Raw genomic sequence first — 20516 nt, 5'->3', positions numbered from 1 at the left:
GGGCCGCCTGGATGGCGGCCCCCTGAGGTCACGCCTCGGAAGGTGTCTCGGCCGGAGCCTCGGACTGCGCTTCGGCAGCCTCGTCCGCAGCTTCGGCGTCGGGGGTCGAACCCTGACGCCCCGCCTTGCGGGCGGCCTGGGCCTCGCGGGCCTCGGCCATGGCTTCGGTCTTCTTCTTGTGCGGGCCCAGAACCATGATCATGTTCCGGCCGTCCTGCTTCGGGTTGGACTCGATGAAGCCGAGTTCCTCCACGTCCGAAGCGAGACGCTGGAGCAGTCGGAAGCCCAGCTCAGGACGGGACTGCTCACGACCACGGAACATGATCGTGATCTTGACCTTGTCGCCCTGCTTGAGGAACCGGACGACATGACCCTTCTTGGTGTCATAGTCGTGCGGGTCGATCTTCGGCCGGAGCTTCATCTCCTTGATGACCGTGTGCGCCTGGTTCTTGCGCGCCTCACGGGCCTTCATGGCCGACTCGTACTTGAACTTCCCGTAGTCCATGAGCTTGCACACGGGCGGACGGGCGGTCGCCGCCACCTCGACCAGGTCGAGGTCGTACTCCTGTGCGAGTTCCAGGGCCTTGGCAAGCGGAACAATCCCGACCTGCTCGCCGCTGGGACCGACAAGTCGCACCTCGGGAACGCGAATCCGGTCGTTGATGCGGGGCTCGGCGCTGATGGATCCTCCTCGGTAGCACCACGCGGCCGCCTGGCGGACAGCCACGTAACGTCTGTTTCGTGAGACCAACCGCACCAGCGCATCAAAAATGCCCCGGACGGGACACAGGCGGGGCTCCTGGAAAACCGGAACACCGCCGCGGTCAACCGCGGGGCGCATCGGGCGGCTCCATCGTCCGTACGGAACGATGGGCGCCACCTGACCGGTGACCTGCCGTCCCGGAGGATGGTCAGGTGGGAGATCGGAGCCTCCACTTGTGGGCCGAGCACATAGATGCCCAGCCGGTCTTTACACAAGGTTAGCAGCTCCCCCGGGCGTGCGCGAACCAGCTCTCGCCCACCACTCCCGCAGACAGGGCGGCACCGGAGTGGGCCTATCGTATGGCGCATGAGCGACGCGACCCCCACCACCGATTCCCCCGGCTTCGACGACATGGCCCGCGACATCGCGGAGGTGCCCGCGGTCGAGGTGATCGTGACGGTCGCGGTCAATCTGATGAGCGCCGCCGCCGTGAAGCTCGGGCTGACCGAGGACGGCGACGAGCACAAGGACCTCGACGAGGCCCGCAAGCTGGTGCATGCGCTGGCCGGCCTGCTGGACGCCAGCACCACCGAGATCAGCTCCTTCCACGCGGCTCCGCTGCGTGATGGCCTGAAGTCCCTGCAGTTGGCGTTCCGCGAGGCATCGCTCGTACCGGACGAGCCCGGCCAGGGCCCTGGTGAGAAGTACACAGGCCCCGTCTTCGGCTGAGCCCGGCCGCCTTCCCGTTCTTACGACTTACGACTTCTGACGACGTGAGCCCCCTGCCCGGGCCGGGCAGGGGGCTCACGTCGTCGAAGCCGAAGTCGGGAGAGCCGGCGGCCGGCTCGGGGGTCAGCGCGTGAACAGGGCCTCACCGGGCGTGGTCGCATCGGCCGGGAGCAGCGCCAGGTCCAGGCCGCGCACCAGGCGGGCGCGCAGGACGTCGTCGGCCGCCAGCAGTTCCGCAACCCGGCGGGCCGCGTCGGCGGGGTCCGCATCGGGTGCGAGGACGAGCGCCAGGGTGCCGTCGGCCCGGCCGGGGCCGAGGTGGGCGCGGAGCACCGCGGGCTCGGCGGCGACCGCGTTCCGTACCGCCGAGGTGACCGCGGGGTCGTCCAGCGGATCGGCGCTGGTGCGGCCCTCGGCGAGGGCGAGCAGTGCGGAGCCGGTCAGCTCGAACGCGACCGGGCCGGCGAGATCGAGAACGACCGTGTCCGCCTTCTCGTGCGCGGCGGCCTGCAGCGCCTGGTGCAGGGGTACGGCGACGGGGCGGGCCTGCGGGTCCCAGCGGGCCAGCGAGGCGGTCGAGGTGAAGGCGGGCAGGGCACGACGGTCCCCCGCCTGAAGGGTGGGGACGGCCATGTCACTGGTCTTCTCGCGACGCAGTCCCTTCTCGTCCTCCTCCACCTCCCCCAGGACGGCGACGACAGGGACCAGGAGCCGGGCGCCCTTGAGGGCTTCGAGTACCGGGCCGATGGCCTTCCGGTCCTCGGCCCAGGCGGCGAGTGCCGCGGTCAGGGCCGGGGCGGCCGTGCCGTCGTCGTCGGAGTAACCGGGGTCCGGAATGTTCTTCAGCGCCACAGGGCGAGCGTAGTGCCTGGGGTTTCTCACCCCGGCAACTGGGGGTTTCTTACCCCGGCAACCGGGGGTTTCTTACCTTCGCAACAGGTCGGACCCAGCCTGTTCCCAGGTGCCGTTCCTAACGTCCGGGGCATGTCCCGAAACAGATTCCGCGGCTCCGCCCTGTCCGCATCCGTGACGGCCGTGCTTCTGCTGGCGGGTTCGACCGCGGGTGGCATCTGTCTGGCCGGCCGGTTGTCGGATCACGCTCCCCGCGCCTCGGCGTCCGTATCGTCCGTACCGGCCGCCGGGAGCACCCCGGTCCCGGCAACGACGAGTGAGGAGCCGACGGTGGATCTCGACGCGGCGCTGGCCGCGGCGGTGGAGCCGCTGCTGACCGACGTGGGTGACGCGGAGGTGTCCGTCGCGGTGCTGGACACCGGGAGCGGGGCGCGGGCCGTCTACGGGGACGGGGCGTACGACACCGCCAGCATCGTCAAGGTCGACATACTCGCGGCGCTGCTGCTCAGAACCCAGGACGAGAAGCGCGCGCTCACCGCCGGCGAGCGCGGCTGGGCGACCGCCATGATCGAGTGGAGCGACAATGCCTCCGCCACCGCGCTGCTGCGGGCGATCGGCGGGGCGGAAGCACTCGACGCGGCCAATGAACGCCTGGGCCTGACCGGGACGACGGCGGCGCACGCATGGGGGCTGACCCAGACCACGGCAGCGGATCAACTGACTTTGCTGAAAGCGGTGTTCGGTACGGAGTCGGAGCTGAGCGAGGGTTCCCGTACCTATCTGCAGGGGCTGATGGGGCAGGTCGCAGCCGACCAGCAGTGGGGGGTGTCGGCGGCGGGCAGCAGGTGGGCCCTGAAGAACGGCTGGATGCCCCGGACGACGACCGGCCTGTGGGACATCAACAGCATCGGTCGGGTGAGTGCGGACGGCCGCACCTATCTGGTGGCGGTGCTCTCGGGCGGGCAGCGGACGAAGGAGACGGGGATCGCGCTCGTGGAGTCGGTGGCGAAGGCGGCGGTGGGCGTGCTCGACGCCGCCCGGTGAGCGCGGCCTGAGCGTTGCTGGAGCCGCGTTCAGCGCCGTACGGTGGCCGGCCTGTTGCCCCTGCCGCGCCACAGCACCACGGCCAGAGCCAGCAGGACCGCTCCGAGGCCGCCCGCGGCGGGGGCGAGCCAGCCTGCGGGGCTGCTGTCATGGTGCTCGGGGGTGGGGCCGGGGCCGAAGTACCGCTTTCGGTATCCGGCCTCGGCGGACTCGGCACGCAGGCCGGCGGGACGGAGCTCGGCTCCGGCCTTGATCGCCGCGGCGGGGTCGACGATGCCGTACCCGCGGGCGTCGTCACGGCCGGACGCCGGGGCGCTGCGAGCCGTCTCCGCGAGCAGTTGCTTGATCTGGGCGGGCGTCAGTCCCGGATGTGCGGCACGGACCAGCGCGACCGCGCCCGAGACGAACGCGGAGGCGGCGGAGGTGCCCCACTCCACGTAGTACTGATGGTCTGGGGCGGCGACGACTATGTCGACTCCAGGGGCGCTGACGGTGGCGTACCAGCGGCGGGTGGAGAACGCGGCATGTGTGCCGTACCGGTCGACGGCGGCGACCGCGATCACGCCGGGGTACGCGGCGGGGTACGAGATGTGGTCGCCCTTCTCGCCGCCGTTGCCCGACGAGGCGACGACGACGGCCCCCTTCTTCAGCGCGTACTGGATGGCGGCGTCCTCGCCCGATTCGGGGTGCGCCGACTCGCTGTCGTCGCCGAGCGAGAGGTTGATGACGTCGGCGCCGTGGTCGGCGGCCCAGCGGATACCGTCGGCGAGGGCCGTGCCGCGGGACTCCCGGGCCTTGGCACGGGCCGGGTCGGAGGCTTCGAGGATCACCCGGACCGGGAGGATCTTCGCCTCGGGCGCGATGCCCAGCACTCCGTCGCCGCGTCCTGCACCATGGCCGTGACCTGCGATGATCCCAGCCATCGCGGTGCCGTGGCGGGCCCAGGACCGATCGCCGCGGCCGGCACCGAAGCCGATCATGTCCTTGCCGGGCAGCACCTGGCCCGCCAGGTCGGGGAGGCTGCCGTCGACCCCGGTGTCGACGACGGCGACGGTGATCCCCCTGCCCTTGGTGGTCCGCCATGCCTGATCGGTGTGGAGCGCCTGAAGGCCCCACTGCTGGTCCCGGATGGCATCGGCCCTGGCCGGCACCGCGGGCAGGAGCGCGAACGCGGTGGCGGCGCAGACCGCACCCAGGGCGCGGCGGTGGCGTCGGGCGCGGCGGCTCATTCCGGCTTCTCCGTGAGGTCGGTGACGGTCCGGCGCAGGCCGCGCTCGATCCGGTCGGCGATTCCCTTGGCCTCGTGGCCGAGCCCGGCCTGGGCGGCGGCCGTGGTGGCGTTCGCGGCCATCGCCTTGGCGACGGGTTGCGGATCGGTGACCGTACGCCCGTCGGCGAACCCGGAGACGGCGAACACGACGACGGGGACCTCGGTCAGTACATGGACGGTCCAGCTGGCGCGCTGCCGGTCGCCGAACCCGGCGGCGACCGTGCCCTTGACGGGGTACGTGCGGGGCAACAGGTCGGTGCGCCGGTCGAGGTGCTGGTCGGTGAAGCGGGTGCTCAGCGCTCTCATGGCCTCGGTGTCGCCCTCGGTGAAGATCACCCCGACCGTGGTGACACTGCTGCTGGTGGCGTCGGTGTAGGTGGCGCGGAGCATGCGCTCGCATCCGACCGGGCCGAGTGTCCTGGCCAGCAGCGGGTCGAGGGCCGACGTACAGCCGCTGTCCGGGGCGACGCCGACCCGGGTCCAGACCCGGTCGGCACCGCCGGGCCCGGCTCCGTCGCCATTGAGCGTGCGCGGGAAGAGAGTGTCCACGGGGACGCTGTGCCAGGCCGAGCGGCCCACGGTGTAGGCGCTGTGGGCGGCGGGGTCGGCCGAGGAGTCGCTGGTGAGCCAGGCGCCGGTGGCCGCGCCGCCGATCAGTCCGAGCCCCAGGACGACGCAGGCGGCGGCGGTCGCGGTCCTGACGGGGTGGCGGGTACGGATGGGGCGCAGCCGGGTGGTGGTCTCCACGGGTGTCTCGGGGAACGCATGGCGGTACGGGTGCGGCTGCGGGTACGCGTGCGGGACGTGCGCCTGCCCGGGCGGTGGCGGGGTCGCCCCTGGACGCGGGGTGAGGTCCACGGCGCCGACGGGCCGCCGGCGGGTCGCGGCGGGCGGCTGCTCGGGGCGGGGCGGGGTGGTGGCGGGCGCGGCGGGCACGGGAGCCGAGGGCACAGGCCGGAGCCGCACCGTGGTCTCCACGGGCGGGACTGCTGAGGCGTGCGTCGGTTGAGGGGGCGCGACCGGCTTCGGGTCCGGCTCCTGCCGCTGAGGTGCGGGCATCGACACCGGGGCGGCCGGTCCCACCGGCGCCGCTGGGCCGGGCATCGGCGCCGGCACTGCGGGCGGTGGTGTCTTCGGGCACGGCGGAACGGGCACGCTCGCGGAGGTCGCGGAAGGGGCCTCGGCGGGATGCGTGGGCGCCGGTGGTGGGGTCGTGGGGCGGGGCGGGACAGGAGCGCGCTGCGCCTCGGTACTCATCCGCCCCCCTGGTCCTTTTCCGTACCGCGCGCGGATCGACGTCACAGGCAGGCCCGTTGGTTGCCGCGTGCCCGTCACTCTACGGGGTGGAACGGCCCCGGTGGGAGCGGGACGGCCTGCCTCTGGACGATCTGCGCAGATCATCCCCCTACCCAGCGGTACGGCCGTCTGGCAAGCTGCGGCCATGACCTCCCGCGCTGCTGACCGGACCCGTTACGACCGGGCCACCGCTCATCTGGACGCCCCGATCGCCGTCGTCGATCTCGATGCGTTCGATGCCAATGCCGACGACCTCGTCCGCCGGGCCGCAGGGAAGCCGATCCGGGTGGCGAGCAAGTCTGTGCGCTGCCGGGCCCTGCTGGAACGGGTGCTGGCGCGGCCCGGGTTCGCCGGGATCATGTCGTTCACACTGGCCGAGTCGCTGTGGCTGGCGCGGGCCGGTTTCGACGACGTACTGCTGGCCTATCCGTCTGCCGACCGGTCCGCCTTCGCGGAGCTGGCCGCCGATCCGAAGCTGGCCGCCGCCGTGACGGTGATGGTGGACGATCACGCACAGCTGGAGCTGATCGACGCGGCACGGGCCGGTGGCCGCGAGGAGATCCGGGTCTGTCTGGAGCTGGACACCTCACTGCAGCTGCTCGGCGGACGGGTCAGGATCGGTGCCCTGCGTTCACCGCTGCGCTCCCCCGCCCAACTGGCCGAACTGGCGCGCTCGGTGACGCGCAGGCCCGGCTTCCGGCTGGTGGGTCTGATGGCGTACGAGGGTCATATCGCCGGGGTCGGGGATTCGGTCGCGGGACGGCCGCTGCGCTCCAGGGCGATCCGTCTTATGCAGGCAGCGGGCCGCAAGGAGCTGGCCGCCCGGCGGGCCGAGGTCGTGCGGGCGGTACGGGCGGTGGCGCCGGACCTGGAGTTCGTGAACGGTGGCGGCACCGGCAGTGTGCAGCACACCGCGGCGGAGCGCGCGGTGACCGAGATCGCGGCCGGATCGGGGCTCTACGTACCGCGGCTGTTCGACAACTACACGTCGTTCACGGCGCGTCCGGCGGCACTGTTCGCCCAGCCGGTGGTGCGCCGGCCGGGTGTGGGTGTGGTGACGGTCCTCGGTGGCGGCTATCCGGCGTCCGGGCCCGCGGGTGCGGACCGGCTGCCCGTCCCGTATCTGCCGGAGGGACTGCGCTACGACCCGCAGGAGGGGCCGGGCGAGGTGCAGACCCCGTTGCTCGGCGCCCCGGCCGACGATCTGCTGATCGGCGACAAGGTGTGGTTCCGGCACGCGAAGGCCGGTGAAATGTGCGAACGCTTCGACGAGTTGCAGCTGATCGAGGGTGACCGGGTGACGGCGACCGCACCGACGTACCGCGGCGAGGGCCGTACGTTCCTGTGAGCTCAGGGAGCCACGGAGCTGCCCACGCCGCCGCTCGTCCCGCTGTCGTCGATCGGCCGGATCTCCTCGGTGATGGTGTCCATGAGGGAGAGCGGCGGGCCGTCGGGCCCCGCGTCGAAGGCGTAGCGCACGACGATCAGTGATTCGCTGCCGACCGTCGACGGAAGGACGAGCGACTTCCACGGCGAGCGCGACGACCCGGGCGCCACCACCGGTCGCCGCACTGCCGCTGCCGCTGCCGTTCCCGTACGCGTTCGCGACCGGCTCGGGCGGCCCGGACTGCTGGGGTACGGAGGCGATCGGGCGGGTATGCGCGGTCCATGCCGTACCGTCCCACCACCGCTCGGTACCCGGTGACGCGGCGTCCGGATGCCAGCCGGGCGGTGTCGCGGTGCTCATCCCACCACTCCAGGGTTCCGCCGCCGACGGGATCCCGACGAGCTCCTGTTGGCGGTGAACTCTAGAGCGGTGTGACGTACGCCCCGGAGATACCGCCGTCGACGAGGAAGTCGGTGGCGTTGACGAACGAGGAGTCGTCGCTCGCGAGGAAGGCGACGGCTGCCGCGATCTCCGTGGCTTCGGCGAACCGCCCGACCGGGATGTGCACGAGCCTGCGGGCCGCGCGTTCCGGGTCCTTGGCGAACAGCTCCTGGAGCAGCGGGGTGTTGACCGGTCCCGGGCACAGCGCGTTGACCCGGATGCCTTCGCGGGCGAACTGCACACCGAGTTCGCGGGACATGGCGAGGACGCCGCCCTTGGACGCGGTGTAGGAGATCTGGCTGGTGGCCGCTCCCAGGATCGCGACGAAGGACGCGGTGTTGATGATCGAGCCGCGGCGCTGGCGGCGCATGTAGGGCAGGGCGGCCTTGCAGCAGAGGTAGACGGAGGTGAGGTTGACGTCCTGGACGCGCTTCCATGCCTCCAGTCCCGTGGTGAGGATGGAGTCGTCGTCGGGCGGGGAGATGCCCGCGTTGTTGAAGGCGATGTCGACGGAGCCGTAGGTGTCGAACGCGGTCTTGAAGAGCGCCTCGACCTGTTCGGGGTCGGTGACGTCGACGCGCACGAACGTGCCGCCGACCTCCTCGGCCGCGGCCTTGCCCGCGTTCTCGTCGATGTCGCCGCAGACGACATGGGCGCCCTCCGACGCCAGCCGGCGTGCGGTGGCCAGGCCGATGCCGCTGGCGGCTCCGGTGATGACGGCGGTGCGGCCGACCAGGCGGCGGCAGATGTTCTCGCTGTCGGTGGTGGTCATACTGGCTCAGGCCTCCGTGCTGATGAAGACGTTCTTGGTTTCGGTGAATGCGGCAAGCGCGTCGGGGCCGAGTTCGCGGCCGAGTCCGGACTGTTTGTAGCCGCCGAACGGGGTCCAGTAGCGGACGCTGGAGTGGGAGTTGACGGAGAGGTTCCCGGCCCGGACCGACTGGGAGACGCGCAGTGCGCGGCCCACGTCGCGGGTCCAGATCGACCCGGCGAGGCCGTACTCCGTCGCGTTGGCGAGCTGGACGGCATCGGCCTCGTCCTCGAAGGGAAGAACGACGGCGACCGGCCCGAATACCTCTTCGGTCGCGACGGGTGAGTCCGGGCGGGCGTCGGTGAGGACGGTCGGCGGGAACCAGAAGCCGGGCCCTTCGGGTGCTTTGCCGCTGAGGGCGGTCGCGTCCTCGGGCACGTAACTCCGCACCCGTTCCAGTTGCGCCCGGGAGATCAGCGGGCCCATCCGGGTGTTCTCGTCGGACGGGTCTCCCACCACGACCGATTCGATTGCGGGGGCGAGCAGTTCCAGGAAGCGGTCGTACGCGGATCGCTGGACCAGGATGCGGGTGCGGGCGCAGCAGTCCTGGCCGGCGTTGTCCAGGAACGCCATGGGTGCGGCGGCTGCGGCGGCCTCGATGTCGGCGTCGGCGAAGACGATGTTGGGGCTCTTGCCGCCGAGTTCGAGGGTGAGCCGCTTCACGCGGTCGGCGCACTTGGCCATGATCTGCTTGCCGACCCGGGTGGAGCCGGTGAAGACGATCTTGGCGACGCCGGGGTGCTCGACCAGGGCGTTGCCGGTCACATCGCCCGCGCCCGGCAGCACCTGCAGGAGGTGGTCGGGAAGCCCTGCGTCCAGGGCGAGCCGGGCCAGCCGCAGGGCGGTGAGCGGGGTCGTCTCGGCGGGCTTGAGGAGTACGGCGTTGCCGGCGGCGAGGGCGGGGGCGAGGCCCCATGCGGCGATCGGCATGGGGAAGTTCCACGGCGCGATCACGCCGATGACGCCGAGGGGTTCGAGGAGGGTGATGTCGAGTCCGCCGGGGACCGGGATCTGCCGGCCGGCGAGTCGTTCCACTCCCCCGGCGGCGTAGTCGAGCAGATCGCGGACGTTGGCCGCTTCCCAGCGGGCGTTGCCGAGGGTGTGGCCGGCCTCCTGGACCTCCAGGCGGGCCAGTTGTTCGGCTTCGCCGTCGACGGCGGTGGCGAAGCGGCGCAGCAGCCTGGCGCGGTCGGCGGGGGCGAGGGCGGCCCAGGTTCGCTGGGCGGCTGCGGCCCGGACGACTGCCGCGTCGACCTCGGCGGTGGTGGTGGACGGGACGGTGGCGAGGAGTTCTTCGGTCGCCGGGTTGAGTACGTGGTGTTCCACCGGGTGGGCGGGCGTGGTCACGGGGTGCCTCACAGGCGTTCGAAGGAGCGGCGGAGCTCCCAGTCGGTCACTGCGGCGTCGAAGGCCTCGAGTTCGACGCGGGCCATGTTGCGGTAGTGCGCGACGACGTCGTCACCGAAGGCCGCCCTGGCGATCTCGCTCCTCTCCCAGAGTTCGGCGGCTTCGCGCAGTGTGGTGGGGACGTGGTCGTAGTCGGCGGCATAGGCGTTGTTTCCGCAGGGCTCGGGGAGTTCTAGACCCTTCTCGATGCCGTGGATGCCCGCCGCGACCAGTCCGGCGACGGCGAGGTACGGGTTGACGTCACCGCCGGGCAGCCGGTTCTCGAAGCGCATCGAGCGGCCGTGGCCGACGACGCGGAGCGCGCAGGTGCGGTTGTCGTGGCCCCAGGCGACGGCGGTCGGGGCGAAGGAGCCCGGCTGGAAGCGTTTGTAGGAGTTGATGTTCGGCGCGTAGAGGAGGGAGAAGTCGCGCAGGGCGGCCAGCTGTCCGGCGAGGAAGTGCCGCATCACCGGGGACATGCCGCCGTCCTCGCCCGCCATGACGCTGCGCCCGGCCTCGTCGGCGGACCGCAGCGAGAGATGGATGTGGCAGGAATTGCCCTCGCGCTCGTTGAACTTGGCCATGAAGGTGAGCGCGACACCCTCCTGGGCGGCGATCTCCTTGGCGCCGGTCTTGTAGACGGCGTGCTGGTCGCAGGTGACCAGGGCCTCGTCGTAACGGAACACGATCTCGTGCTGGCCCGGGTTGCACTCGCCCTTCGCGGACTCGACGGTGAGACCCGCGGCGGCCATTTCGTTGCGGATACGGCGCAGCAGCGGCTCGACGCGACCGGTGCCGAGTACGGAGTAGTCGACGTTGTACTGGTTGGCCGGGGTCAGATCGCGGTAGTTGCGGTCCCAGGCCTGCTCGTAGGTGTCCTTGAAGACGATGAATTCGAGCTCGGTGCCGACATGGGCCGTGTAGCCGTGCTCGGCCAGCCTCTCCAGCTGGCGGCTCAGGATCCGGCGGGGTGCGGCGGCGACGGGCGAGCCGTCCTCCTGGGTGAGGTCGGCCATGACCATGGCCGTGCCCTCGTTCCAGGGCACCGGGCGCAGGGTGGAGAGGTCGGCGTGCATGGCGAAGTCGCCGTAGCCGCGGTCCCAGGAGGACATCTCGAATCCGTCGACGGTGTTCATGTCGGTGTCGACGGCGAGCAGGTAGTTGCATCCCTCGGTGCCGTGCTCCACGACCTCGTCGAGGAAGAAGCGGGCGGCGAACCGTTTGCCCTGCAGCCGTCCCTGCATGTCGGGGAAGGCGAGCACGACGGTGTCGATCTCACCGCTTCTGACGAGGACGCGCAGTTCCTCGATCCCCAGCGGTGGTGTTCGGTCTGCCACGGGATATTCCTCCTTCGGTCAGCCGGAAGACTTAAGGTATGCGAGAGAACCATTAATTGTGAAGGGAAGACGGGACGTGGCCGAGGAAAGCGAGTTCACCGACCGCGTGATGCCCGTACTGCGGCCCGTCCGGGCGGGGAACGGCTTCGAGGAGGCACTGGAGCAGATCCTCCAGGTGGTCAGGCTCGGGCTGGTGCCCGGCGGCGGGCGGCTGCCGGCCGAGCGCGAGCTGGCCGAGCTGCTGGGGATCAGCCGGGTCACGCTGCGCGAGGTACTGAAGGTGCTGCAGGACCAGGGCCTGGTGGAGAGCAGGCGCGGGCGGTACGGCGGCACGTTCGTGCTGCCCCGAACGGGCAGTCCCGGCGAGGACGAGCTGCGCCGGAAGGTGGAGTCGGTCGACATCGAGGACGTGCTGCGCTTCCGCGAGGTGCTGGAGGCCGGGGCGGCCGGACTGTGCGCCGCGCAGGGGCTGACGGACGAGGGTGCGGACCGGCTGCGTGCGGCTCTGGCGGCGACTCACGAAGCACCTCTGCCCGACTACCGCAGGCGCGACACCCTGTTCCATCTGACCCTGGCCGAACTCTCCGGCTCCGCATCCCTGACCGCGCAGTACGCGGCCGTCCGGGCCACCGTGAACGATCTGCTGGACTGCATACCGCTGCTCGTGCGGAACCTGGAGCATTCGCAGCATCAGCACACGAGCCTCACCGAGGCTGTTCTCGACGGGGACGCGGAGGCTGCGCGTGCGGTGATGCGCGAGCACTGTGCGGGTACGGCCGCGCTGTTGCGCGGATTCCTGGCCTGAGCGAGGTGCCACCGGTTCCGCTTCGGTGACAGCCTCCGGAAACGTAAAGGTATTCTCTGCCACCATTGAAACCATGGAACCGAGCCCGCCCGCACAGGCGGCCGACCGGAGGGACCGCCCCGTGTCCGAACCTCTCATCGGCGTCTCCACCTATCTGGAGCCCGTGGCCCGCTGGGGTGTCTGGGAGCTGCCCGCCGCCCTCCTCCCGGCCGCCTACCCGCGGATGGTCCAGCAGTCCGGCGGCCTGGCCGCCCTGCTCCCGCCGGACGCCCCCGCCCGGGCCGGGGCCGCGGTGGCCCGGCTGGACGGCCTCGTCGTCGCGGGCGGCGCCGATGTGGAACCCGGGCTGTACGGCGCGGAGCGCGACTTCAGGACCGGTCCCCCCGCACAGGAGCGCGACGCCTGGGAGCTGGCCCTGATCAGGGCCGCGCTGGACTCCGGTACGCCGCTCCTCGGCATCTGCCGCGGTATGCAACTGCTCAATGTGGCGCTCGGCGGCACCCTGACCCAGCACCTCGACGGGCACACCGGCCCGCTGGGCGCGACGGGAATCCTCGGCGCACACCCGGTGAAGACCGTACCGGGAACGCTCTGCGCATCGATCGTGCCCGGGGAGTCAGCCGTCCCCACCTACCACCACCAGTGCGTGCAAACGCTCGCACCGGGACTCGTGGCTTCGGCGCACGCGGCGGACGGCACGGTCGAGGCGATCGAACTGCCCAGGCCGCAGTGGGTGCTCGGCGTGCAGTGGCATCCGGAGATGGGCGACGACTCACGGCTGATGCAGGCACTGGTGGCGGCATCGACGGCCCGGCTGATCCCGGCCCGTACGCCGTCCGAGGACCTCGCACCGCCGAGGACCACGGGGGCCCGCGAGCACGTGCGGCCTCGGGAGCCACGGTCTTGAAAGAGGCGTCAGCAGGACGAACCGGCGCGCGGGCGTACACGGGATTCCCCGCTACGTGTCCCGCCCCGTCAGCGACAGCAGATCGCGCGCCGGACCCGTCGGACGGTGGCCCGAGGGCCATACCGCGCGCAGCTGGCGCCTCAGCCGCACCCCGGCGATCGGAATCTTGACCAGGCGCCTGGAGGACAGCTCCTCGCCCAGCGCCAGTTCGCTCAGCACGCACGGTCCCGCCCCGCTCTCCGCCGCCCCCTTCACCGCGGTCGTCGAGGAGAGTTCGAGCAGTGGCTGGGCGAGGCCGCCGTGCACGGCGAGGGCCGCGTCCAGTACCTGGCGGGTGCCGGAGCCGTGCTCGCGCAGGATCAGCGGGGTCGCGGCCAGTTCCTGCGGGGTCAGGGGCGTACGGCGGCGGGCCCACGCATGGGACGGGGCGACCACGACAACCAGACGGTCATGGGCGATGACCGTGCCGTCGAGCCCCTCCGGCACGGACAGGCCCTCCACGAATCCGAGGTCGGCCTCGCCGACGAGCAGCCGCCCCGCGACCGCCGCCGAGTTTCCGGCGAGCAGCGAGACCGCGGTGTCCGGCCGTTCGGCACGCAGCGCTATCAGCCAGCCCGGCAGCAGGTATTCGGCGATGGTCATGGAAGCGGCCACCCGCAGGCGGGAGTCCCGCCGGTCGCGCAGCGCCTGCGCGCCCACGTCGAATGTCTCGGCCGCCTCGACGATCCTGCGCGCCCAGTCGGTGACCAGCGCGCCCGCGTCGGTGAGCCGGGAGCCGCGCGGCGAGCGGTCCAGCAGGGCCAGGCCGAGCTGCCGTTCCATCGACCGGATGCGGCTGCTTGCCGCGGGCTGGCTGACGCCGACGTCCTGTGCCGCGCGCCCCAGACTGCCGTGCCGGGCGACGGCGAGCAGCAGCTCCAGCGCACCGAGGTCGGGCACCCGGTGGGAGAGGGGAATATGTTCTTCACCGGTCATAAAGCCACCTTATGACCTCATAGACATGGAGTCCCTGGTGGGGCCCGGCCCGCGCCACGAAAATCGTGGCATGTCCATCTTTCCGCAGACGCAGCAGTCCCCAGCCCCGTATTCGGCCGCCCTTCGGCTGCCCCATCTGCGGCACATCGGCCCCAACTGGTACGCGAGCGTCATGGGCACCGCGATCGTCGCGAGCGCGGGTGTCGCGCTGCCCGTGCACGTCCCTGGACTGCGAGGTGCCTGCACGGTGGTGTGGGCGCTCGCGACGGTCATGCTCGCCGCGGTTCTCACGGCCCGTACCGGGCACTGGATCGCCCATCGCGACCAGGCCCGCACCCATCTGCTCGACCCCGCCGTCGCCCCGTTCTACGGCTGTCTCTCGATGGCGCTGCTGGCGGTCGGCGGCTCGTCGATGGTGGTCGGCCGGGACGTCATCGGACACCAGGCGGCCCTGGCCCTGGACGTGGTGCTGTACACGGCGGGCACGCTGATCGGGCTGGCCGCCGCGGTCGCGATTCCGTATCTGATGGTCGTGCGTCACCGGGTGGAGCCCGGCACCGCGTCGCCGGTGTGGCTGTTGCCGGTGGTGGCCCCGATGGTCTCCGCGGCGCTCGGTCCGCTGCTGGTGCCGGAGCTGCCCGCCGGTCAGTGGCAGGAGGCGATGCTGCTGGCCTGCTACGCGATGTTCGGTCTGAGTCTGCTGGCCACGCTGGTGATGCTGCCGCTGATCTTCGCCCGGCTCGTCCACCGGGGCCCGCTGCCGCTCGCGCTGACGCCCACGCTGTTCCTGGTCCTCGGCCCGCTGGGCCAGTCGACGACCGCGGTCAATCAGCTCGCCGATGTGGCGCCGGGCGCGATCGGGGAGCCGTACGCCTCGGGGTTCGGGGCGTTCGCCGTGCTGTACGGGGTGCCGGTGATGGGCTTCGCGCTGATGTGGCTGGCGCTGGCCCTCGCGCTGGTGGTGCGCGCCGTACGGAACGGAATGACCTTCAGCATGACGTGGTGGGGCTTCACCTTCCCGGTCGGTACGTGTGTCACGGGCGCCGCGGGTCTGGCCCGGCACACCGGTCTCACGGCGTACACCTGGCTGGCCGTCGCGCTGTACGTACTGCTGGTGACGGCATGGGCGGTGGCCGGGGTGCGGACGCTGCGCGGGCTGCTCAGCGGAGCGCTGCTCGCAGCGCCGCAGGCGCCTGCGCCAGTGACGGCCCGTACCACGTGAGGAATCGCCCGTCGACGAGTGCGGCGGGCAGTGCGGGGAATGCTTCGGGCCCGTCGTCCGCGGTGAAGCGGTACGGCTCGTCGGGCAGGACGACCAGGTCGGCGCCTGCCGTGTTGAGTGCGTCGAGCGGGATGCGCGGATAGCGCTCGGCGTGGTCCGCGTAGACGTTCTCGACGCCCAGCCTGGCCAGCAGATCTCCGGCGAAGGTGTCGCGGCCCAGCACCATCCAGGGCCTGCGCCAGACGGGCACGACCGCACGGCGCGGGGCGCGCGGTGGCGGGAGCGCGGCCCAGGCGGCCTCGGCCTCGTCCAGCCAGCGCGGCCTGGTCTGTCCGCAGGCGGTGACCAGGACCCGTTCCAGTTCCTCGAAGGCCTGGTCGAGGGTCCGGACATCGGTGACGAGCACCTCGATCCCGGCGGCCCTGAGGGCCGCGAGGTCGGGTTCGCGGTTCTCCTCCTGGTTGGCGACGACGAGATCGGGCCGGAGCGCGACGATCGCGGCCACGTCGGGATTCTTGGTTCCGCCGATACGGGCGGCGGTCAGACCGGCCGGGTGGGTGCACCAGTCGGTGACGCCGACCAGCAGGCCGGGGGCGGTGACGGCGACGGCCTCGGTGAGCGAGGGGACCAGGGAGACGACTCGCACGGTGGGAAACCCCTCTCAGCGACGCGGGTCGAAGGTTGCGTCGATGTGCTCGGCGACCGCGACGACCAGCAGCCGCGTACCGGGCACCGTGGCCCGCCAGCGATGCCGCACTCCGCCGGACAGAAAAAGTGTGTCGCCCTGCTCCAGCCGGTGTGCCTGCCCCTCGGCCTCCACCTCCGCGGCGCCCCGCACCACGTACATCACTTCGTCGTTGCGGTGCTGGAACTCGCGCCCGAGGTCGAGTTCACCGGTGAACTCCAGGGCGCTGAGCTGATGGCGTCCGCGCACCACCCTGCGTACCCCTTCGCCCTCGCCCGCCCGTACGACATCGACGGCGCGTGCCGAGTCCGCGGCGGCGCGCAGCCGCGCCGTGGTGGTCTCCAGGGCTTCGGCGACCCGGTCCAGGGACCGGGCGCTGGGCCGGGCCCGCTCGTTCTCGATCTGGCTGAGGAACGGCACGGACAGACCACTGCGGGTCGCGACCGCGGCCAGTGTGAGCCCCAGGGATCTGCGCCGTCGGCGGACCGCGGCGCCCACGCGGAGTGCTTCCTTGTCGTCCATGTCCGGCTCCCTCCCGACTCGTCATCCTTCCGGCTGCCAGCACATTACGCATACGGTTGCGCAAGGTCGGCCGGTTGATGAACGTATTCCGGACAGCCGGAAGGGGCGGGCCCGCCGCCGGCGGCACCCACCCCTTCCCCCGCACAGGCCCTGCAAAGAGCCCTACTGCGGAGCCATCTTGTCCGCGATGCCCGGGTTCTTCTCCATCCAGGCCTTCACGGCCTCTTCCTCATGGCCGGTACCGTGCTTCTGAATCTGGTTCTCCAGGCCGGCGAGCTGGTCCTCGCTCAGCTTGAAGTTCTTGAACCACTTCGTCAGCTGCGGGTACTGCTTCGGAAAGTCCTTGCTGGCGATGGTGTGCAGCCGGTCGCCGTTGCCGAATGCCTTCTCGGGGTCCTTCAGCTTGGTCATGCCGAACTCGTTGTACGCCCAGTGCGGCGTCCAGAGCAGCACCGCGATGGGTTCCTTCTTGGCGTACGCGCGCTTCAGCTCGGCGAGCATGCCGGGCGTCGAGGAGTCGACGACCTCGTACTCCTTGTCCAGACCGTATGCCGGCAGCACGTTCTTCTTGAGGTTCTCCATCGTGGCGGTGCCCGGCTCGATGCCGACGATCCGGCCCTTGAACTGCGAGGACTTGCCCTTGAGGTCGGCGAGGGACTTGACGTCCTTCACGTACGAGGGCACCGCGACCTCGATCGATGTCGGGCCGTACCACGAACCCATGTCGGTCAGCCGGGAGCCGTACTTGTTCCAGTAGTTCTTCTGGGTGTACGGCAGCCAGCCGTCGAACTGCACATCGATCTGGCCGCGGGACATCGCGGTGTACATCGGACCGACCTCGAACTGCTTGAGGTTGATCTTGTAGCCGCGCTCCTCCAGGACCGCCTTCCACAGGTACGTGGCGGCGATGTCCTCCTCCCAGGGGAACCAGGCCATCTCGACGGCGCGGTCGCGCTCGTCCTTGCCGCCCGTGTCCTTGGACGTGTTGGCCCCGGCGACGGGGGTCCACTTGTCGGCGACGCCCGGGTTGGCCTTCAGCCAGGTACGGACGGCCTCCTGCTCGTTGCCGGAGCCGGCCTTCTGGATCTCTGCCTCGAGGCCGGTGAGCTGGTCCTCGCTCATCTTGAAGTTCTTGAGCCAGGTGCCGACCTCGGGGTTGTCGGCGGAGAAGCCCTTGCGGGCCAGGGTATGAATGCCGTCGCCCTTGCCCCAGAGGTTCTTGGGGTCCTTGAGCTTGGTCAGTTCGAACTGGTTGTACGCCCAGTGCGGCGACCAGAGCGGGACGACGATCGGTTCCTTCTTGGCGTACGCGCGCTTCAGCTCGGCCAGCATCGACGGCGTGGAGCCGTCGACGACCTTGTACTCCTTGTCCAGGCCGTAGCCCGGCAGGATCTTGTCCTTGAGCAGGCCCATCTCACCGGCGCTCGGCTCGATGCCGACGATCCGGCCCTTGAACTGCGAGGACTTGCCCTTGAGGTCGTCCAGCGACTGGACGTCCTTCATGTACGAGGGGACGGCCAGCTCCAGCGAGGTGGGGCCGAACCAGGAGCCCATGTCCTCCAGGCGGTCCTGGTACTTCTTCCAGTAGCTGGCGTGGGTGACCGGAAGCCAGGAGTCGGTCTCGAAGTCGATCTGGCCGTTGGCCATACCGGTGTAGAGCGCACCGGCCTCGTACTGCTTGGCGTCGACCTGGAAGCCCTGCCGCTCCAGCAGCTCCTTCCACAGGAAGGTGGAGGCGATGCCCTCGTCCCACGGGATGTAGCCCATGCTGATCTTCTTGCCCGCACCGATTTTCGAGCCGCCTGCGGCGGTGGCCTTGTCCGAGCCGGACGAGCCGAAGAGGCCCATGCCGCCCGCGACGAGTGCGAGGACGACGATGCCGACGACCGCGACGACGGGCTGCGGGCGGTGGTTCCAGACCTTCAGTCCGCCGGCCATCGACTGCGCCCTGGCGAGGGCGCGGCGGGCGAGCGGGGAGACCTCGCGGCCGAGCGCGCTGGTCATCCGGTCCAGGTACATCGCCACGATGACGATGGAGATACCGGCCTCGAAGCCGAGGCCCACGTCCACGTTGCCGATGGCGCGGTAGACGGCGCCGCCGAGGCCGCCGCCGCCGACCATGCCGGCGATGACCACCATGGACAGGCCCAGCATGATGACCTGGTTGATGCCCGCCATGATCGTGGGCAGGGCGAGCGGCAGCTGCACCCGCAGCAGGGTGTTGCGCCGGGTGGTGCCGAATGCTTCGGCCGCCTCGACGAGTTCGCCGTCGACCTGGCGGATGCCGAGCTCGGTCATCCGGACGCCCGGGGGCAGCGAGAAGATGATGGTGGCGATGATGCCGGGGACCACGCCGACGCCGAAGAAGATGACGCCGGGGATCAGATAGACCATGGCGGGCATGGTCTGCATGAAGTCCAGGACGGGCCGGGTCACTGCGCTGACGGTCTTGGAGCGGGATGCCCAGATGCCCAGCGGTACGGCCAGCACCAGCGCGATGATGGTGGCGACGAGCACCAGGGTGAGGGTGTCCATCGCCTCGTCCCACAGCTCGACGGAGTCGATGACGGCGAAGCCGACGAAGGCAAGCACACCCGCGAGCAGACCGCGCAGCCACCAGGCGACGACGGCGACGATGCCCGCGAAGAGCAGCGGTGCGGGGGCGGAGAGCACGGCGGCTATGCCGTCGAACATGCCGCTGACGATCGAGCTGATCGCGTCGAACAGCCAGGACAGGTGGGTCTGCAGCCAGTCGACCGCGGAGTCGACCCAGTCACCGAGAGGAAGCCTAAACATTGGCCACCTTCTTCGCGGTGGTCGTGACGTCCTGCGGGGCCTCGGCGGGGCTCATCGGCTCGCCGAGGACGGCGAGCAGCCGGGCGCGCGGTACGACACCGACGAGCTTGCCCTCGGCGTCGGTCACGGCGACCGCGACTCCGCTCTGCGAGCAGGGCGTGAAGAGCTCGATGATCGGCGTGGACTCGGTGACGGTTGCCGGGGCGGCCTTGAGGACGTCGGCGGCGGTACGCAGTTCCTCGCCGTCGTCCGTGCTGGTGCCCATGACGGTGTGCGGTTCGGCCATGATGGCGCCCGCGGTCAGCACCCGGGTGCGGTCGACGTCCTGGGTGAAGGAGGCGACGTAGTCGTTGGCCGGGGTGACGAGGATGTCCTCGGCGGTGCCGAGCTGGACGATCTTCCCGTCGCGCATCACGGCGATACGGTCGCCGAGGCGCATGGCCTCGTTGAGGTCGTGGGTGATGAAGACGATGGTCTTCTTCAGGCGCTTCTGCAGTTCGAGCAGCTGGTCCTGCATGTCGCGGCGGATCAGCGGGTCGAGCGCGCTGAAGGACTCGTCCATCAGCAGCAGGTCGGCGTCGGTGGCCAGGGCGCGGGCCAGGCCGACACGCTGCTGCATACCGCCGGACAGCTCGTCGGGCCAGGACTTCTCCCAGCCGGCGAGGCCGGTCAGCTCCAGCGCCTCGGTGGCGCGCTTCTCGCGCTCGGCGCGCGGCACACCCTGCACTTCGAGGCCGTACGCGGCGTTCTCCAGCACGCTCCGGTGAGGGAAGAGTGCGAAGTGCTGGAACACCATGCTGATCTTGGAGGACCGGACATGGCGCAGTTCTGCGGGGCTCAGGGCGGTCAGATCCTGGCCGTCGAACAGCACGCGTCCGGCTGTGGGCTCCAGAAGTCCGTTGAGCATGCGCAGCAACGTGGACTTTCCGGACCCGGACAGACCCATCACGACGAAGATCTGTCCCGGTTCGACGGTGAACGAGGCGTCGATCACCGCTGCGGTCGTTCCGTCGGCGCGCAGCTCGTCGCGGTCGGCGCCGCTTTCGAGCTTCTGCACGGCTTGATCGGGTCGTCTGCCGAACACTTTGTACAAGTGCTCAGCTTGCAGCCTTGACACATACACCTCGCGGGTCGAACCGAAAAACGGTCTGCCACCCCCTCCGGCAGACCGTGGAGCAGCGCGGATTCGGTCCGCATGGCACGTGCACTGGTTGAAACTGCTACGTGATCCGCTCCGGCTGCGCGCCTGCCCTCACTTACACGAGCCAAACACAAGAGTGACTCAGGTCACCGATGAGCGGCCGCCGCCGGGGGCTAGCCCCCTCGCCCCGGTGTCCGCGACGGCCGG

General features: G+C 70.7%; 19 protein-coding genes and 1 pseudogene. 6 read left to right on the top strand and 14 right to left on the bottom strand.

Translation table 11 applies throughout. The features are described from left to right. Positions 1 to 28: 28 nt before the first annotated feature. Positions 29 to 727, bottom strand: a complete 699-nt coding sequence (gene infC, locus NRF20_RS35630) for a translation initiation factor IF-3 (RefSeq protein WP_229845827.1) — start codon at positions 725 to 727, stop codon at positions 29 to 31. A gap of 342 nt (positions 728 to 1069) precedes the next feature. On the opposite strand from infC, the gene NRF20_RS35625 reads away from it, so the two are divergent. Further along, entirely contained in the window at positions 1070 to 1432 is a 363-nt protein-coding gene (locus NRF20_RS35625; RefSeq protein WP_093896122.1) for a DUF1844 domain-containing protein, read from the top strand. A gap of 123 nt (positions 1433 to 1555) precedes the next feature. Here the strand turns inward: NRF20_RS35625 and NRF20_RS35620 are convergent, their stop codons facing one another. Then, entirely contained in the window at positions 1556 to 2284 is a 729-nt protein-coding gene (locus NRF20_RS35620; protein ID WP_189276140.1) for an SseB family protein, read from the bottom strand. A gap of 132 nt (positions 2285 to 2416) precedes the next feature. Between NRF20_RS35620 and NRF20_RS35615 the strand changes: the two genes are divergently transcribed. Beyond that, positions 2417 to 3328: a serine hydrolase gene (locus NRF20_RS35615; RefSeq protein WP_398629068.1), complete on the top strand. Its 912-nt coding sequence runs from the start codon at positions 2417 to 2419 to the stop codon at positions 3326 to 3328. Between the two features lie 29 nt (positions 3329 to 3357). Here the strand turns inward: NRF20_RS35615 and mycP are convergent, their stop codons facing one another. Together mycP and NRF20_RS35605 are read right to left on the bottom strand one after the other, a co-directional pair. Then, a complete protein-coding gene (gene mycP / locus NRF20_RS35610; RefSeq protein WP_413753923.1) occupies positions 3358 to 4557 on the bottom strand; it encodes a type VII secretion-associated serine protease mycosin in 1200 nt (399 codons plus the stop codon). Continuing rightward, positions 4554 to 5456: a hypothetical protein gene (locus tag NRF20_RS35605; RefSeq protein WP_398629233.1), complete on the bottom strand. Its 903-nt coding sequence runs from the start codon at positions 5454 to 5456 to the stop codon at positions 4554 to 4556. The genes mycP and NRF20_RS35605 overlap by 4 nt, the downstream gene beginning before the upstream one ends. A 583-nt stretch (positions 5457 to 6039) precedes the next feature. Here NRF20_RS35605 and NRF20_RS35600 point away from each other — a divergent pair. Then, the gene (locus NRF20_RS35600; RefSeq protein WP_266362932.1) at positions 6040 to 7242 is read left to right on the top strand and encodes an amino acid deaminase/aldolase; all 1203 of its coding nucleotides are present in this window, start codon (positions 6040 to 6042) and stop codon (positions 7240 to 7242) included. A gap of 2 nt (positions 7243 to 7244) precedes the next feature. Here NRF20_RS35600 and NRF20_RS35595 read toward each other — a convergent pair whose 3' ends face one another. The 5 genes and pseudogenes from NRF20_RS35595 to NRF20_RS35575 form a co-directional block, all read right to left on the bottom strand. Further along, complete coding sequence (locus NRF20_RS35595; protein ID WP_413753922.1) at positions 7245 to 7466, bottom strand: hypothetical protein; 222 nt, start codon at positions 7464 to 7466, stop codon at positions 7245 to 7247. A 106-nt stretch (positions 7467 to 7572) separates the two neighbouring features. Further along, a pseudogene (locus NRF20_RS35590) lies at positions 7573 to 7641 on the bottom strand (hypothetical protein); the annotation flags it as partial. 61 nt (positions 7642 to 7702) lie between these two features. Further along, the gene (locus NRF20_RS35585; RefSeq protein ID WP_351262297.1) at positions 7703 to 8494 is read right to left on the bottom strand and encodes a 3-oxoacyl-ACP reductase; all 792 of its coding nucleotides are present in this window, start codon (positions 8492 to 8494) and stop codon (positions 7703 to 7705) included. A 6-nt stretch (positions 8495 to 8500) separates the two neighbouring features. Beyond that, the gene (locus tag NRF20_RS35580; protein ID WP_413753921.1) at positions 8501 to 9880 is read right to left on the bottom strand and encodes an aldehyde dehydrogenase family protein; all 1380 of its coding nucleotides are present in this window, start codon (positions 9878 to 9880) and stop codon (positions 8501 to 8503) included. Between the two features lie 8 nt (positions 9881 to 9888). Next, positions 9889 to 11256, bottom strand: a complete 1368-nt coding sequence (locus NRF20_RS35575) for a glutamine synthetase family protein (RefSeq protein ID WP_398629072.1) — start codon at positions 11254 to 11256, stop codon at positions 9889 to 9891. A gap of 109 nt (positions 11257 to 11365) precedes the next feature. Here NRF20_RS35575 and NRF20_RS35570 point away from each other — a divergent pair, with 109 nt between their 5' ends. Together NRF20_RS35570 and NRF20_RS35565 are read left to right on the top strand one after the other, a co-directional pair. Beyond that, on the top strand, positions 11366 to 12061 hold the full coding sequence (locus NRF20_RS35570) for a FadR/GntR family transcriptional regulator (protein ID WP_398629234.1): 696 nt from the start codon (positions 11366 to 11368) through the stop codon (positions 12059 to 12061). Positions 12062 to 12182: 121 nt separating this feature from the next. Next, a complete protein-coding gene (locus NRF20_RS35565) occupies positions 12183 to 12968 on the top strand; it encodes a gamma-glutamyl-gamma-aminobutyrate hydrolase family protein (RefSeq protein WP_398629073.1) in 786 nt (261 codons plus the stop codon). 51 nt (positions 12969 to 13019) lie between these two features. Here the strand turns inward: NRF20_RS35565 and NRF20_RS35560 are convergent, their stop codons facing one another. Continuing rightward, on the bottom strand, positions 13020 to 13943 hold the full coding sequence (locus NRF20_RS35560) for a LysR family transcriptional regulator (protein WP_398629074.1): 924 nt from the start codon (positions 13941 to 13943) through the stop codon (positions 13020 to 13022). 70 nt (positions 13944 to 14013) lie between these two features. Here NRF20_RS35560 and NRF20_RS35555 point away from each other — a divergent pair, with 70 nt between their 5' ends. Continuing rightward, complete coding sequence (locus tag NRF20_RS35555; RefSeq protein WP_398629075.1) at positions 14014 to 15165, top strand: TDT family transporter; 1152 nt, start codon at positions 14014 to 14016, stop codon at positions 15163 to 15165. Here the strand turns inward: NRF20_RS35555 and NRF20_RS35550 are convergent. From NRF20_RS35550 to NRF20_RS35535, 4 genes are all read right to left on the bottom strand, one after another. Beyond that, on the bottom strand, positions 15104 to 15811 hold the full coding sequence (locus tag NRF20_RS35550) for a helical backbone metal receptor (RefSeq protein WP_398629076.1): 708 nt from the start codon (positions 15809 to 15811) through the stop codon (positions 15104 to 15106). The two genes, NRF20_RS35555 and NRF20_RS35550, sit on opposite strands and share 62 nt — an antisense overlap. A 15-nt stretch (positions 15812 to 15826) precedes the next feature. Next, positions 15827 to 16372, bottom strand: a complete 546-nt coding sequence (locus NRF20_RS35545) for a helix-turn-helix domain-containing protein (RefSeq protein ID WP_398629077.1) — start codon at positions 16370 to 16372, stop codon at positions 15827 to 15829. 162 nt (positions 16373 to 16534) lie between these two features. Then, positions 16535 to 19168: an ABC transporter permease/substrate binding protein gene (locus NRF20_RS35540; protein WP_413753920.1), complete on the bottom strand. Its 2634-nt coding sequence runs from the start codon at positions 19166 to 19168 to the stop codon at positions 16535 to 16537. After that, positions 19161 to 20225, bottom strand: coding sequence for a glycine betaine/L-proline ABC transporter ATP-binding protein (locus tag NRF20_RS35535; protein ID WP_398629079.1), 1065 nt, complete (start codon positions 20223 to 20225; stop codon positions 19161 to 19163). The genes NRF20_RS35540 and NRF20_RS35535 overlap by 8 nt, the downstream gene beginning before the upstream one ends. Positions 20226 to 20516 lie beyond the last annotated feature (291 nt).

This window comes from Streptomyces sp. R-74717 (genome assembly GCF_047305335.1).
Taxonomy (GTDB): domain Bacteria; phylum Actinomycetota; class Actinomycetes; order Streptomycetales; family Streptomycetaceae; genus Streptomyces; species Streptomyces atratus.
This window is presented reverse-complemented; position numbering and strand designations above follow the sequence as displayed.